This is a genomic window from Phycisphaeraceae bacterium (genome assembly GCA_015709595.1).
Lineage (GTDB): Bacteria > Planctomycetota > Phycisphaerae > Phycisphaerales > SM1A02 > CAADGA01.
This window is the reverse complement of the sequence record CP054178.1, coordinates 1,497,334-1,511,382: the sequence shown is the minus strand read 5'-3', so window position 1 is coordinate 1,511,382 and position 14,049 is coordinate 1,497,334. Positions and strand designations below refer to the sequence as shown.

General features: G+C 68.2%; 11 protein-coding genes and 2 tRNA genes. 9 read left to right on the top strand and 4 right to left on the bottom strand.

Annotated features, from left to right (window positions below):
• Positions 1–43: 43 nt before the first annotated feature.
• Both HRU76_06345 and selB read left to right on the top strand, forming a co-directional pair.
• Positions 44–1,078, top strand: a complete 1,035-nt coding sequence (locus HRU76_06345) for an amidohydrolase (GenBank protein ID QOJ19125.1) — start codon at positions 44–46, stop codon at positions 1,076–1,078.
• Positions 1,075–3,078 (top strand): selenocysteine-specific translation elongation factor, encoded by a 2,004-nt coding sequence (selB, locus tag HRU76_06340; protein ID QOJ17214.1) that lies wholly within the window; start codon positions 1,075–1,077, stop codon positions 3,076–3,078. The genes HRU76_06345 and selB overlap by 4 nt, the downstream gene beginning before the upstream one ends.
• A 994-nt stretch (positions 3,079–4,072) precedes the next feature.
• On the opposite strand, the gene HRU76_06335 is transcribed toward selB, so the two are convergent.
• From HRU76_06335 to HRU76_06320, 4 genes are all read right to left on the bottom strand, one after another.
• Entirely contained in the window at positions 4,073–5,086 is a 1,014-nt protein-coding gene (locus HRU76_06335; GenBank protein QOJ17213.1) for a sulfotransferase family 2 domain-containing protein, read from the bottom strand.
• A 45-nt stretch (positions 5,087–5,131) separates the two neighbouring features.
• On the bottom strand, positions 5,132–7,003 hold the full coding sequence (locus HRU76_06330; protein ID QOJ17212.1) for an ABC transporter ATP-binding protein: 1,872 nt from the start codon (positions 7,001–7,003) through the stop codon (positions 5,132–5,134).
• Entirely contained in the window at positions 7,000–8,544 is a 1,545-nt protein-coding gene (locus HRU76_06325; GenBank protein QOJ17211.1) for a class I SAM-dependent methyltransferase, read from the bottom strand. Before HRU76_06325 ends, HRU76_06330 begins: the two co-directional genes overlap by 4 nt.
• An 88-nt stretch (positions 8,545–8,632) precedes the next feature.
• Positions 8,633–9,673 carry a sulfotransferase family 2 domain-containing protein gene (locus HRU76_06320; GenBank protein ID QOJ17210.1) on the bottom strand — a complete coding sequence of 347 codons (1,041 nt, stop codon included), beginning with the start codon at positions 9,671–9,673 and terminating at the stop codon, positions 8,633–8,635.
• Between the two features lie 254 nt (positions 9,674–9,927).
• Between HRU76_06320 and HRU76_06315 the strand changes: the two genes are divergently transcribed.
• The 7 genes from HRU76_06315 to HRU76_06285 all read left to right on the top strand — a co-directional run bounded on the left by HRU76_06315 (position 9,928) and on the right by HRU76_06285 (position 14,031).
• A tRNA-Thr gene (locus HRU76_06315) sits at positions 9,928–9,999 on the top strand.
• Between the two features lie 132 nt (positions 10,000–10,131).
• The gene (tuf, locus tag HRU76_06310; GenBank protein QOJ17209.1) at positions 10,132–11,343 is read left to right on the top strand and encodes an elongation factor Tu; all 1,212 of its coding nucleotides are present in this window, start codon (positions 10,132–10,134) and stop codon (positions 11,341–11,343) included.
• Positions 11,344–11,468: 125 nt separating this feature from the next.
• Positions 11,469–11,648 (top strand): 50S ribosomal protein L33, encoded by a 180-nt coding sequence (gene rpmG / locus HRU76_06305; GenBank protein ID QOJ17208.1) that lies wholly within the window; start codon positions 11,469–11,471, stop codon positions 11,646–11,648.
• Positions 11,649–11,749: 101 nt separating this feature from the next.
• Positions 11,750–11,822: transfer RNA gene (locus HRU76_06300), tRNA-Trp, on the top strand.
• Between the two features lie 60 nt (positions 11,823–11,882).
• Complete coding sequence (gene secE / locus HRU76_06295; GenBank protein ID QOJ17207.1) at positions 11,883–12,296, top strand: preprotein translocase subunit SecE; 414 nt, start codon at positions 11,883–11,885, stop codon at positions 12,294–12,296.
• Positions 12,297–12,434: 138 nt separating this feature from the next.
• Positions 12,435–12,998, top strand: a complete 564-nt coding sequence (nusG, locus tag HRU76_06290; GenBank protein QOJ19124.1) for a transcription termination/antitermination factor NusG — start codon at positions 12,435–12,437, stop codon at positions 12,996–12,998.
• Positions 12,999–13,344: 346 nt separating this feature from the next.
• Positions 13,345–14,031, top strand: a complete 687-nt coding sequence (locus tag HRU76_06285) for a hypothetical protein (GenBank protein ID QOJ17206.1) — start codon at positions 13,345–13,347, stop codon at positions 14,029–14,031.
• The last annotated feature ends 18 nt before the right edge of the window (positions 14,032–14,049 follow it).

Here is a 14,049-nt window from a genome sequence, read left to right as displayed (position 1 = left end):
CTTCGATGGAATCATGCCGCTTGTGTACCATCGCCCACACGCCATGCCCGCCGAATCGCCGCCCAAACTCGACCTGCACACACACATCCTGCCCGAGCGCTGGCCCGACCTGCGCGAGCGGTACGGCGTGGGCGGCTGGGTGCGGCTGGACCACTGCGCCCCCTGCCGCGCGAGGATGATGATCGACGATCGATTCTTCCGCGAGGTCGAGTCGAACTGCTGGGATCCCGCCCGCCGGGCGCGCGAGTGCGACGCCAGCGGCGTGCGCGTGCAGGCGCTCTCCACCGTGCCGGTGATGTTCTCGTACTGGGCGAAGCCGGAGCACGCGCTGGACCTTTCGCGGCTGCTCAACGATCACGTCGCCTCGGTCTGCCGCGATTTTCCCGGCCGCTTCGTCGGCCTGGGCACGATTCCCATGCAGGCCCCCGATCTGGCGGTGCGCGAACTGGAGCGTTGCGTTCGTGAACTCCACATGCCGGGCGTGCAGATCGGAAGCCACGTCAACGACTGGAACCTGAACGCACCTCAGCTGTTCCCTGTGTTCGAGGCGGCGGCGGCGCTGGGCGCGTGCATCTTCATCCACCCGTGGGAGATGATGGGGCGGCAGGAGATGCCCGACTACTGGCTGCCCTGGCTGGTGGGCATGCCCGCGGAAACCTCGCGGGCCATCTGCTCCATGATCTTCGGCGGCGTGTTCGAGCGGCTGCCCACGCTGCGCGTCTGCTTCGCGCATGGCGGCGGGTCGTTCGCCTTCACGCTGGGGCGCATCGAGCACGGCTTCCGCGCGCGGCCCGACCTCTGCGCCGTCCACAACGACCGCAGCCCGCGCGAGTACCTCGGGCGCTTCTGGGTCGATTCGCTGGTGCATGATGCCGACGCCCTGCGCTACCTGCTGGGAACGATGGGGCACGACAGGGTGGCCCTGGGGTCGGACTACCCCTTCCCGCTCGGAGAGGAGACGCCCGGCGCGCTGGTCGAGTCGATGACCGACCTGGCGGAGCCAGTCCGGCGCGGCATCCTGTGGGACAACGGCTGGGCGTTCCTGGGCCGCCCCCCACACCTTCCCCGCACGCCATGAGCGCGCCTCGAACCATCATCCTCGGCACGGCTGGCCACATCGACCACGGCAAGACCTCGCTGGTGCGCGCCCTGACCGGCGTGGACACCGACCGCCTGCCGGAGGAGAAGCAGCGCGGCATCACCATCGACATCGGCTTCGCCCATCTCGACCTGGGCGACGCGCGGCTGGGCATCGTCGATGTGCCGGGCCACGAACGCTTCATCAAGAACATGCTGGCGGGGGCCACGGGCATCGACCTGGCCATGCTCGTCATCGCGGCGGACGACGCCATCATGCCCCAGACCCGAGAGCACCTGGCGATCCTGCGGCTGCTGGGCGTGAATCGCGGCGTCATCGCGATCACCAAGTGCGATCTGGCCGAACCGTCGTGGCTCGATCTGGTCGAGGCGGAGATTCGCTCGCTGGTGCGCGGCTCGTTCCTGGAACACGCGCGCCTCGTGCGCACCAGCGCGGCGACCGGCATGGGGCTTGACGAGTTGAAGCACGCCCTGCGAGAGGCGTACGAATCGCTCGACGCCGCGCGGACCGATCGACCCTTCCGCCTGGCGATTGATCGCTCCTTCGCCGGCAAGGGCGTGGGCACGGTGGTCACGGGCACCGTCTACGCGGGCACGCTGCGCCTTGGCGACGAAGTCGAGTGGCTGCCGCGCGGCCAGCGGGTGCGGGTGCGCGGACTGCAGTCGCACGGACGGGATGTCGAGTCGGTTTCGCGCGGGCAGCGGGCGGCGATCAACCTGATCGGCGTCCATCACACGGACATTACGCGCGGTCACGAACTCGCCGCGCCGGGGTCGCTGGCGCCCTCGCGCGTGCTCACGGTGCATCTTTCGCTGCTGCCCGAGTGTCCGTGGCCGCTGAAGGATCGCGCCCGCGTGCGGCTGCACCTGGGCACGGCGGAGGTGATGGCCCGCGTGCGGTTGCTGTCGCCAAGTCCCGGCGCCCCCCCCAGCGCCCCCCGCGGCGCCCCGGAGCCGCGATCAACCGCCCTGCCGCCCGGCGGCGAGGGGTATGCCCAGCTGGTGCTGGCGCAGCCGGTGGTCGCGTCCGGGGGGCAGCCCTTCGTCATCCGCGCCGAGTCGCCCCTGGTCACGCTGGGAGGCGGTCACGTGCTGCTGCCGGTGTGCCGCCGCTGGCGCGGGCGCGAAACGCGCGCCCTGCTGCCGCGACTGGCGGAACTGCGCTCGCCCGACGCCCGAATCCGCGCCGAAGCGGCGATCCGCTTCTTCGCAGCGCGGTCCTGGAGTGATCTCGATCTCGCGCGTGACGCCGACGTATCGCCCGCCGAGGCCGCGACGCTGATCGACGCGCTCCGGCGAGGCGACCGCCTCGTCACCGTCACGACGACATCAGGAGGCGCCTATCGGCTGCACGCGGATGTGGCGCAGGCGCTCACGACGGCGGCGCTGGACGCGGTCAGGACCATGCAGGAGGCCTCGCCCCTCGAAACCTTCATTCCTCGCCTCCGTCTGATCCAGCATCTCAAGCGCGAGGCGGATGCCGACACGCTCCACGCGCTGCTCGATCACCTGGTCGCGCACGGGGTTCTGGCGGGAGATGAGCGGGGCGTGTGGACGCCCAGGGCGCGGCCGGTGCTGTCGCCGGCCCAGCAGGTCGCGCTGACGAAGGCCATCGCGCTCTGCCAGCAGGCGGGCCTGGCTCCGACCGAGGTGAACGAAGTCGCCCGCGCCGCCGGACTGAGCGACAAGGACGCCAGGCGGATTCTCGACGTGGGCGTCTCCACCGGCGACCTCGTCCACGTCGGCGGGCCGCTCTACATGCACGCGATGCACGAGCGGGCGCTGCGCCAGCGCGTGATCGAGGCGCTCGCCGCCCGGCCCGATGGGATGACCATGGGCGAACTGCGCGAGGTGATCGGCGTCAGCCGCCGGCACGCCGTGCCGCTGGCGGAGCACCTTGACCGGGTCGGGGTGACGAAGCGCGTGGGCGACGTGCGTCGAGCGACGCAAGAGGCGCTGAGGGAGCGATCAACCGCCTGAATCATCCGATGGAGCGCCGCTGACCGGAGCCCCGTGAACCGGGCGCGATGCCGGAGCGGAGCGGACGACCCGGTCGCACATGTCGGCGTGCCGTCGGTTGAGTCGTTCGTAGCGGGCGGCGTCCTGCGGGGGGGGGTGATTCCCAGGGCGTCCAGCCGCCGCTGAAAGAGCGCGCGGGCGAAGTCGTACAGCTCGATGTCCAGTGCGTTCCGTTCCCGGATGATCTCGATCGCCCGGTCCATCGCCGCGTCGCGCTGCGTCCGCTGCTTCGACACGTTGCGCGGCTCGCAGAACACGTCGCGCCATCCCAGCAGCCGCGCCGCCATCAGCAGGAACTCGCCGTACCGCTCGGTCAGCCCGAAGAAGGAGAACCGTCGCTCCAGGTTCTCCTTCGCCGACGCCAGCGCCGACGCCGGGGCGCGGAAACGCGACGACAGCACACGCGGCAGCATCCCCGCCAGACGCAGCGTCTGACCGTTGCACAATTCCGGGGTCACGCGGCTGGCGGCGAACTGCTCCACCGTCATCTCGCGCACCGTCCGATGCGTGCGGTGGTTGGGGCTGACGCGCAGGTAGTCGTAGTGCGACAGCACGCGCGACACCGGCTCGCGCAGGATCGTGACGTGCGCCGTCCGGTGGTCGATCAGCATGTAGAGCGGCTGGCTGAGCTTGTGATGGCCCATCACCACGCGCGGCAGTCCGCCGAAGCGGCCGAACACCATCGGGTGCAGAAACAGGTTCTCCGAGTTGATCAGCACCGTGCCGTTGGGGGGATGATTCTTCGCCAGCAGGTGCTCGAGCGTGGTGCCGCCGGCCTTGGGGATGTGCGTGAAGAGCACGCGCCCCGGAAAGGGCCTGGGGCGGGCCGCCAGCGTCTCGAAGGGCATGACCCAGCGATCGAGACGCCGCCGCACGCGCGCCCGTCGTACGGACGCCGGCAGCAGGGGCCAGGTCCAGATCGTCGCGGCGTGGAGGAGTCCTCGGACCATGCGGCTCAGGTCCGGGTCAGCGGCGCGTGGATCAGCTCCAGGTACCGCTTGTTGTTCTGCTTCCACAGGTCCACGTCGGCGTCGGTGACGCCCGCCTCGGCGCAGCGCTCGTGGAACAGTCCACGCGCGAACTCCCACAGTTTCACATCCAGCGGGTTGCGCCCCCGGATGCGCTCGATGACCGCTGGCGACAGATCCTCCATCCGCACGAACTTGGTGGAGACGTTGCGGGTTTCGTAGTACACGTCCTCCCACCCCAGCAGTCGCCGGCACAGGAGGAGGAACCGCGTGTACTCCTCCATCACGCCGAAGAAGGTGAAGCGGTTGATGAGCGTGTCCTTGGCCTGCTGCAGCCACTTGGGGGCGTTGGGGCGGTTGCGCAGGATGCGCCGCTCCTGCACGCCCGCCAGCCGCAGCGTCTGGCCGTTCTGCAGCTCGACCATGTTGTCCGCCTCCACGAACTCCTCGATGGGCAGCGTGGTGGCCTGCTTGTGCAGGTGATGATTGGGCGTGGTGTGCAGGTAGTTGTAATAGGACACGATGCGGCTGACCGGCTCGCGCACGATGGTCAGGTGCACGAAGGGCTGATTGACCAGCTGGTACACCACGTGGTTGAGCTTGTGGTGGCCCATGATGACGTCGCGCGAGCGCCCCTTCTTGAACGGCGCGCTGGGGTTCTTGTGCAGGGCCGGGGCGTTGATGTGCAGCAGCCGCGCGGGAATGTAGTTCTTGGCGATCAGGTACTCGAGCGTGGTGCCCCCCGCCTTGGGAACGTGCGTGAAGATGAGCGGGCGCTTCCGCGCCTCGCCCACCGGCGTGGGATTGGCCAGCAGGTCAGGCCACTTGACCACCAGCCGATTGAGCCGCTCGCTGTTGCGCCGATTCTGCTCGTCCAGCGACAGCCCGCGCCACTCATGCACCCGCCTGGCATGCACCCCGGGGTCGGCGTCGCCGCGCGAGGCGTCGCGCGCGTCCACCAGGGTCCGACGGATCTTGGCGAGCATGTTGGGGATGGTCATGGATGTCGCCTCGCCGGATTCTACGCGTCCGGCATCGTGGATCGGTCAGATTTCCTCCTCGTCCATCGCGTCGATCTCCGCCTCGTCGTCGCCCGGCCCGGCGACGCCGCGCCGCTCGTCGAACGCCGCCCGGATCGACCCGCGGGCCCGCGCCAGCCACGCGCCGTCGCCGCAGGCGACCACCGCGCCGTCCAGCACCACCGCCGCGCCGACGATGCGATCGTCGAGCGGCTCGAAGGCCCCGTTCATGGGATCGTCGGGACTGTCTCCCGCGAGAAAGAGGTACGTCGGGCGCAGGTCGTCGATGACCCGGGTGAGCCGGTCGGCGCCGAGTTCGCCCGCTCTCGCGGCCAGCGCCAGCACGGGCGCGCCGTCGGGCAGGGCGGCGGCGCCCAGCGCGAAGAGGAACGCCGGGTCGATCGCCCGCGAGGCGGGGTGATCGGCCCGGGTGTCAAGCCCGTCGGGGAGCCGCTCGATCTCCTCGCCGAACCCCCACGCGATCAGGCGCTGCTCGTGAGCACGGGCCGCCGCGTCGTCCGGCGACGGACCAAGCGCGTTCTCGCGCAGGGTTCGCAACTGGTCCACCGCGGGCAGCCCGGCGTAGCACAACGCGGGCGTGACCAGGTCGCCTCCCCCGCGCAGCGCATCGGACGCCGCCGCCAGCAGCCGCTGCATCACCGCGTGCGTGGGTCGATCGGGCGAGAGCAGCCAGGCGACCTGACCCGGCTCCAGCCGCAGGCGCAGGTCCGACTCGAAGAGCGGCTCGTCCGGCGCACGGATGATGATCTTCTCCGGCATTGTCGGCGCGGGCTGGGCGGCGAGCATCGAACGGAGCGATTCGGCGTCGTCGATGAACTCGGTGTACGCCCGGTACGCGCCGTGGAAGCGGCTGAGGCGGATGAACTTGCTCGTCACCTGCCGGATCGCGCCCACGAGGAACCGCAGCGCCACCAGGTACACCAGGAACTCCGACCACGTGCGCTCACCCGTCCGCGTGGCGTGGCCGAAGAAGATGAGCAGACCCAGGATCGCCAGCACAAAGACCACGGTGTTGGCCGCCTGGATGCGCTGGACCGACAACCGCCGATGCGAGAGCAGCCGCGCGGCCCTGGCGTGCTCCGGCCCTTCGAGGGCGTGCTCGGCCCACGACTGCTTGATGACGTGGGGGGCGCTGGCGTCGATCGCCAGGCGCAGCCCCGCGTCGATCGACTGGCGCGACTCGCTGGTCGCCTCGGCGACGCGCTTCTGCACCCGCACCACGCCCCGGTTGATGAGCAGCAGCGGCAGCAGGTAGACCGCCGCCACCGGCAGAAGCCCGAGCGTGACAACGGGGTCGATCACCACCAGCGCGGCCGCGCTGGCGAGAAACACCGCGATCGGCAGGATCATCTGCAGCAGGGCGATGACTGACAGCCCGGTCATCTTCAGCCCCGTGGAGGCCATGCGCGAGATGGTGCGGCGGGGGTCGCCTTCCACCAGCGCCGGCCAGCCGCGGTACGCCGGGTCGGTGACGACGCGGAACAGCCGGGCCGCGTTGCGCTTCTGGTGCGCCGCGGCGATGCGCTCGATCAGCCACTGGGCCAGGTACAGGAACGCCGCGCTCAGCACGCCCAGCAGGGCGATCAAGGAGGCGATGATGGTGAGCGTGCCCGTCTCGCCCAGGTGCTCGATGCGCAGGCCGAGAAGGTCGATCGCCTCACCCTTCTCCAGCCGCCTGGCGATGAGAAACGCCCCGCCCATGCTGGCCATGGCGCACGCCACGCCCAGCAGATTGACGGCGGCCACGCCCAGGACGCGCGGACCGAACGTGCTCCACACGTCCCGCGCCAGCCACCTCACGCGCGAGAGATACAGCCCCGTCTGACGCTGCAGGCGTCGAGCGGAGCGACCGGCCTGGGCCAGGGTTCGCGTGCTCATGCGCCGCCGGACGCGAGCATCCCCTCCAGCGCGGCGTGGTCGAAGAGCAGCGATTCCCGCCGCTTCGTCTCGGCGACGACCTTCTCATGCAGCGCCTTCCGCTGAGCGCGCGAGAGCGTCACGAGCGACAAACCCTTGCGCCATGCGGCGTCGAGCGACGCGGGCGGCCAGCCCATCGCAATCAGATGGGCCACGATGTCCGCCACGAAGTGAATCCCCGGATCGGTCAGGTTCATCTTCATCATCGAACGCAGGTAGCCGAACGCCAGCGTGATGGCGTGATCGTTGAGCGTGCTGGGGCTGAGCGCGGCGATGCGGTACATCTCCGCGCTGTTGCCGGTGTCGCCCGCCTCGTGCAGCAGGTAGCCCACCAGGTCCAGACAGTCGCCGTCCTGCAGCGGACCGGGCGGAAGATTCGGCAGCAGGTGGTCGTGAATCGCCTTCACCAGGTCCGCATGCCTGAAGTGGTGATCCAGCGCCATCGCCTCGATGTAGAAGCGGAAAACATGCAGGAAGAACTGCATGGATGAGCCGCGCGGACCGGCTTCGATGATGGGCCTCAGCCGCTCCACCACGTCCGCGGGCTTGCGCTGCTGGATCATCTTCACCGCCCACGCGAAGTCGCGCACGCGGGGGTCGAGGTCGAAGTCCTTCCAGTCCGGCACCCGGACTCCTGCATCATTCACGCGGCGCAGCACGAACGCCACCGGACAGATCACCGACACGCCCACGTAGTTGGCCATGTGGCCGGTGAAGTGGCCCTCCAGCGACGGCAGGTAGGTGCCGTGCACCAGCGCGGGAAAGAGCACCCGCCTGGCGCGAGGCGCGTTGGCGGCCAGGGTCCAGTTGTACGACCAGTCCGTCTCCCCCAGCACCTCGAACGCGCCCAGCGACTGCACGATGCGCCGGAACAGGTCGCGGTCCAGGGCGTTGACGTGCGGCAGCAGGTACGGCGTCTCGGTGATGCAGAACTCGGTGGTCAGGATCGCGTGCCCGCCCGGCTTGAGCACGCGGGCCAGCTCGCGGAAGACCTGCACCAGGTCCTCCAGCGTGGGGATGTGCTCGATGGATGAGCACGACCACGCGAAGTCAAATGAACCGTCGGGCACGCCCAGCGAGCGCATGTCGGCGGAGCGGATTTCCAGCCGCTCCTTGGGAAAGACCATCGGGGCGGAGTCGTAGAGTTTCTGCACCGTGTCGTAGCGGGCTTCCTTCCAGTCGGTGTCGCCTGAGTACAGGTCCGTCGCCACGATCCGCTCGCAGCGGCTTGCGAAGTGGAACATGAGCGGCTCGTAGCCCACGCCCAGCCCCACGCCGGTCCTGCCCCGCTCCAGGCACCCCAGCAGGTCGGCGCACTCGGCGATGTACTCCCATTCCCACCACTTGCGGAAGACGCGGCGGTCCACGTAGTGCTCGGGCATGGCCCTGGCGAACGTCGATGGCTGGCGAGAATACAACTCGCGCGCGTCGCCCAGGCAGGTGAGGGGTCGCGTGCGGTGATGCATGGACCAGAGGGATTGGGCGGGATCGGTGAGGGTCAAGACGGGCTCCGCCAGCGGGGTGATGGACGCCCCCCGTTCCGGGTGCATCGTATCGACCGGGGCCGCACGTGTCACAGCCAAGCCCGCCTCAATGCCCCGCCGCCAGAATCGCCGAGAAGGTCGCGTTCGCCTCACGGAACTTCTTCACCCGCTCCGGCGTGATGCCCAGGTGGGCGTCCCGCTCCTCGACGATCTTCCGCGCGAAGTCGTGAAACTCCACATCCAGCGCGTTGTGCTCGCGGATGAAATCCAGGTCCGCATCCGTCACCTCGGTCTTCTCCGCGGGCCTGGCGCTCACGTTGCGTCGTTCATACAGGATGTCGCGCCAGCCCAGCACGATGTGGCAGGTGAGCAGGAACTCGTCGAACCGCTCCAGCAGGCCGAAGAAGGAGAAGATCGTCAGCAGGTTCTCCTTGGCGATCTCCAGCGCCTCGCGGGCCTTCTTGGGGTTGCGCACGTACTTGGCGCCCATGCGGCCTGAAAGCCGCAGCATCTGGCCGTTGCGCGTCTCGGGCCGGTCGTGGTCGCGCAGAAAGTCGATGAGCGGCATCGACATGGCCTTGGCGTGCTGCGGGTGGTTGGGGCTTTCGCGGATCCAGTTGTAGAACGAGATCACCCGCTTCACCGGGTCGCGCAGCATGGTGGTGTGCACGGTGGGCTGCGTGAAGCCCTGGTATACAAGGTAGTTGAGTTCGTAGTGGCCCATCACCGCGTGGGGCATGACGCCCATCTTGAAGAGCCCGGCCGGGTTCTCCGACACCGCCGGGCCGTTCATGCGGTTGACACCGGTGATGTTGTAGTTCTTGGCGATGATGTGCTCGAGCGAGGTGCCCCCCGTCTTGGGCACGTGGGTGAAGAAGAACGGCTGCGCCAACCAGCGGTTGCGGGCCGCCTCGGCGGCGGGCATGCCTTCCCATTGCAGCACCTTCTGCCGCAGGTGGCGGACGTTGCGCTCGTTCTGCTCCTCGTTGGTCAGCGTCTGCCACGCCTCGACATCCGCCCGGTCGAAGGGAACCTTGATGACGACCTCCCCTGAGGGGGTGACCGATGGGTTGGCGGACTGGCCGTCGAGGACTCTCCTCGCCAGCCGCTTGGTTCGGTTGCGCATGGATTTGAGTTTGGAGAGCATGGAGACTGGAATGTCCGGTTCGGGTGGCTGCATCCTAGTTCACCACATGCCGCGCGACCCCGCCTGACGGGCGCATCGAACCCCCGCGCATACAGGCCACCGGGTGACTTGCCTCGCCTGCGGAACCGGCTAGCATGTCCGGCGAGCCGTCCCCCGAGGGACGGTTTTTCAATCAGGGTTCCGCACGTGGGCTTGAAGGCACGACGGAGCCGGTGGGCTGCCCTAGAATGGGGGCACGCTGGGGTCGTCAATCCGCCACCGTAGCTCAGTGGTAGAGCACACCCTTGGTAAGGGTGAGGTCACGGGTTCAAGCCCCGTCGGTGGCTTCGGCAGCGCTCGGGTGGAGGGCGCTGCGCGCTGTGAGTGTGTCGGCTGTTGCTGCGCCTGTCGCGGTCGGCCGAGTTCCGAATCAGGTCGGGTGGAAGCCCGACGAAACCGTCACGCTGGAGTACGCCATCATGGCAAAGGCAGTCTTTGAGCGCACCAAGCCGCACGTCAACGTCGGCACCATCGGGCACGTGGATCACGGCAAGACCACCCTGACCGCCGCCATCACTGCGGTGCAGGCGGCCAAGGGTCTGGCCACCTTCAAGGCGTACGACGAGGTCGCCAAGGCCTCCGAGTCCGACGGTCGCCGCGACCCCACCAAGATTCTCACCATCGCCACCGCCCACGTGGAGTACGAGTCGGCCACCCGCCACTACGCCCACGTGGACTGCCCGGGCCACGCCGACTACGTGAAGAACATGATCACCGGCGCCGCCCAGATGGACGGCGCCATCCTGGTGGTGTCCGCCGCCGACGGCCCCATGCCCCAGACGCGCGAGCACATCCTGCTGGCCCGCCAGGTCGGCGTGCCCAAGATCGTGGTCTTCCTCAACAAGGTGGACCTGGTCGACGACCCCGAACTGCTCGACCTGATCGAGCTCGAGGTGCGCGAGCTGCTCTCGAAGTACGACTTCCCCGGCGACGACACGCCCATCATCCGCGGGGCGGCGTACCCGGCGCTGACCAACCCCAGCGACCCCGAGAAGACCAAGTGCATCCAGGAACTCATGGATGCGCTGGACTCCTACGTGCCGATTCCGCAGCGCGAGCAGGACAAGCCCTTCCTCATGTCCATCGAGGATGTCTTCTCCATCAAGGGACGCGGCACGGTGGTCACGGGACGCATCGAGCGCGGACTGGTCAAGGTCGGCGATGAAGTCGAAATCGTCGGCATGACCGCCGAGAAGCGCAAGACCGTCGTCACCGGCGTCGAAATGTTCAACAAGACCCTCGACCAGGGCATGGCGGGCGACAACGTGGGCGCGCTGCTGCGAGGCATCGAAAAGAAGGACGTGGAGCGAGGCCAGGTGCTCTGCAAGCCCGGCTCCATCAACCCCCACACCAAGTTCGAGGCCGAGGTCTACGTGCTCACGAAGGAGGAAGGCGGACGACACACCCCGTTCTTCACGGGCTACAAGCCGCAGTTCTACTTCCGCACCACCGACGTGACCGGACGCCTCGAACTGCTGGGCGGCGCCGAAATGTGCATGCCCGGCGACAACATCACCGTCTCCATCGACCTGCAGGGCAAGCCGGTCGCCATGGAGCCGGGGCTGCGGTTCGCCGTCCGCGAGGGCGGACGCACCGTGGGTTCGGGCGTCGTCACGAAGATTCTCGAGTAGTCACCAATCCGCCCCCCGCTCCGGTCGTCCGCCCTCGGGCGGACGGCCGGGGCCGGAGGGGAGAACGACAGGGCGGCGGCGAGTGAATCTCTGGCCGACAGTCCCGGAAAGCTGAGCGCCGAACAATGGCCAAGAAGTCCGAAGATCGAGAATACGTGTGGCTCCGTTGCGAGGAGACGGGCGACCTGAACTACCGAACCAACATCCGGGTCAAGGGCGGCATCGCCGAACGCCTCAAGGAAGGGCTGATGAAGTACAGCCCCTCGCTGCGCAAGCACACGCTGCACAAGATCAAGAGGAAATGAACGGACCTGGTGGTGTGGCGACAGGGTGATCTGGCGATGCGGCGCGGCCGGATGTGGCTGACCCGATCACCAGACCGCCGCACCGCCGGATCGCCCAATGAACGCCAGTAGCTCAATTGGCAGAGCAGCGGATTCCAAATCCGCAGGTTGAGTGTTCGAGTCACTCCTGGCGTGTTTCCGTTGTCAAACGCCGGACTGATCCGGCGTCACGATTCGACGTGCTGGAGCAACGACATGGGATTCGCCATTCACAAGCCGGGTCAGGGGTACTGGACCCGCGTGGTGTCCGCCGCCTCGTTCTGCCTGGTGGGCTTCATGGGCGGGCTGTGGCTGGGCGAGCAACTGGCCGCCATCCGCGTCAGCGGGGTGCAGCCGGTGTACATCCAGTACGGCACGGTCATCGTAGTGACTGCGATCGTCGGACTGTTCGTGTACCACTTCATCGGGCGCCGCCCCCGGACGGTGGACTTCATGATCGCCACCGAGGGGGAGATGAAGAAGGTCAACTGGTCCACGCGGCGTGAGATCACGGGCATGACCATGGTCGTCATCGGCCTGACCGCGGTGATGGCGGTCGTCCTGTTCGTGATCGACTACCTGATTTTCAGCCCGCTCTTCCGCGTTCTGCGGGTCATCGACGCCGCGTAGCGTTCCGTATCCCGCTGGCCGCATCCGTCCGCTGTTGCACTCACCCGTTTCGCAGGGGAACCCGCCGTGACCAACCAGACCGAAACCAAGAAGGGTGACCCGACGGTCGAGAAGTTCGACCCCGCCGCCGACCTGCCGATGTACCGCGACGGCATGAACTGGTTCGTGCTGCGCGTGGCCTCGAACAAGGAGAACTCGGTCCGCGAGACGCTGCTGCGCAAGGTCGAGATCGAGGGGCTGCAGCATCGCGTGGGGCGCATCATGGTGCCCACCGAGAAGACCAAGACACTCAAAGCCGGCAAGGTCAAGATCACCGAAACCAAGCTCTATCCCGGCTACGTCTTCGTGGAAATGAAACTCGAGGATGACGGGCGCATCCCCCAGGACGTGTTCTTCCTCATCAAGGAAACCACCGGCGTGGGCGACTTCGTCGGCACCGCCGGACGACCCACCCCCATGCGGGCCGAAGAGGTCGAGAAGATGCTCTTCGACTCGCGCCGACCCGACGAGACGCCCACCGTCAAGATGGAGTTCCGCAAGGGCGACCACGTCAAGATCAACGACGGCCCCTTCGTGGGCTACGACGGCACCGTGGACGAACTGATGCCCGAGAAGCAGCGCGTCAAGGTGCTCGTCACCATCTTCGGCCGCCAGGCGCCCATCGACCTGGAATACTGGCAGATCAGCCCGGCGGAGGGGTGAGCAACTTCCCTCCAGATCAGTCGTGCAGACGTCCCCTCCCGTGACCTCCACGACGGCGCGGGCGTCTCGCCTGCGGTTCCATCCTGCGGCAGCGCGGAAGCCCCCGCCCCTGATCCGCAACGTCTGGTAACGACTCGGCAGGCGCCTGGCATGCTTGCCGCCGCGCGCAACTGGTGCGACCGACTGGGCAACATTTTCCCTGTACGCGGAGCCGAAGCGATCCCCTGTCGCCGCCGGCCTTGGCGTTCACGTCAACCGAATTCGACCGTTGAAGGACTCGCCCCCGCGACGGATCGCGGTCGGGCCAACGTCCGTCGCGGCGACCGCCGCGACAAGGAGCACACGGATGCATCCCCAGAAGCGTCGAATCCTCACCAGCACCTCGATCGCCGGCGCGGTGGCGGCGGCCTGCTGCGGCGCCGCCGGCGCGGACATTCTCAACTCGTGGCAGCTGACCGACGGGCAGACCTCCGCCAGCTTCACCCTGTCGGGGGTCAACGTCACCGTCGAATCCTTCAACGGCGCCTTCAAGGGCAAGACCGTCGGCGGGTTCAGCGGCGTGGGCGTGGGCGGCGGAAGCGTGGCCGGCGAGATCGACAACCTCGAGTTCATCCGATTCTCGTTCTCGCAGCCGGTCAACGTCATCTCGCTGTCACTGGGCGCGCTCTACACCGCGGGCAACTACGGCGACACGGTGCATGAATCGGCGCTCATCACCACCGATCTCGGCTCGCACCTGCTGATCGCCAGCGGCGCGACGAGCGGCTCATGGAACGGCTTCGGCACGCTGCAGAACGACTCGCCCGCCACCCAGGGCCAGGGCGGGGCGTGGACGATCAGCGGCAGCAGCATCTTCGCCGGTCCCATCACCACGCTCACGCTCGCCTCGGGCAACCCCGGTCCGAGCAACGCCGGCGACTTCACCTTCCGCTCGATCGCCGTCGAACAGGCGTCGATTCCCGCGCCCGGCGCGGGGCTGCTCTTCGCCGCCGCGGGGGTGATGGTGCTCGGTCGGCGACGGCGCCGACGGTGATCGTCGCCCGGTCGGCGG

Coding starts and splice junctions, on each gene's coding strand:
- HRU76_06345 (QOJ19125.1), top strand. CDS start 44: ATGCCCGCCGAATCGCCGCCCAAACTCGACCTGCACACACACATCCTG.
- selB (QOJ17214.1), top strand. CDS start 1,075: ATGAGCGCGCCTCGAACCATCATCCTCGGCACGGCTGGCCACATCGAC.
- HRU76_06335 (QOJ17213.1), bottom strand. CDS start 5,086: ATGACCATCCCCAACATGCTCGCCAAGATCCGTCGGACCCTGGTGGAC.
- HRU76_06330 (QOJ17212.1), bottom strand. CDS start 7,003: ATGAGCACGCGAACCCTGGCCCAGGCCGGTCGCTCCGCTCGACGCCTG.
- HRU76_06320 (QOJ17210.1), bottom strand. CDS start 9,673: ATGCTCTCCAAACTCAAATCCATGCGCAACCGAACCAAGCGGCTGGCG.
- tuf (QOJ17209.1), top strand. CDS start 10,132: ATGGCAAAGGCAGTCTTTGAGCGCACCAAGCCGCACGTCAACGTCGGC.
- rpmG (QOJ17208.1), top strand. CDS start 11,469: ATGGCCAAGAAGTCCGAAGATCGAGAATACGTGTGGCTCCGTTGCGAG.
- secE (QOJ17207.1), top strand. CDS start 11,883: ATGGGATTCGCCATTCACAAGCCGGGTCAGGGGTACTGGACCCGCGTG.
- nusG (QOJ19124.1), top strand. CDS start 12,435: ATGTACCGCGACGGCATGAACTGGTTCGTGCTGCGCGTGGCCTCGAAC.
- HRU76_06285 (QOJ17206.1), top strand. CDS start 13,345: ATGCATCCCCAGAAGCGTCGAATCCTCACCAGCACCTCGATCGCCGGC.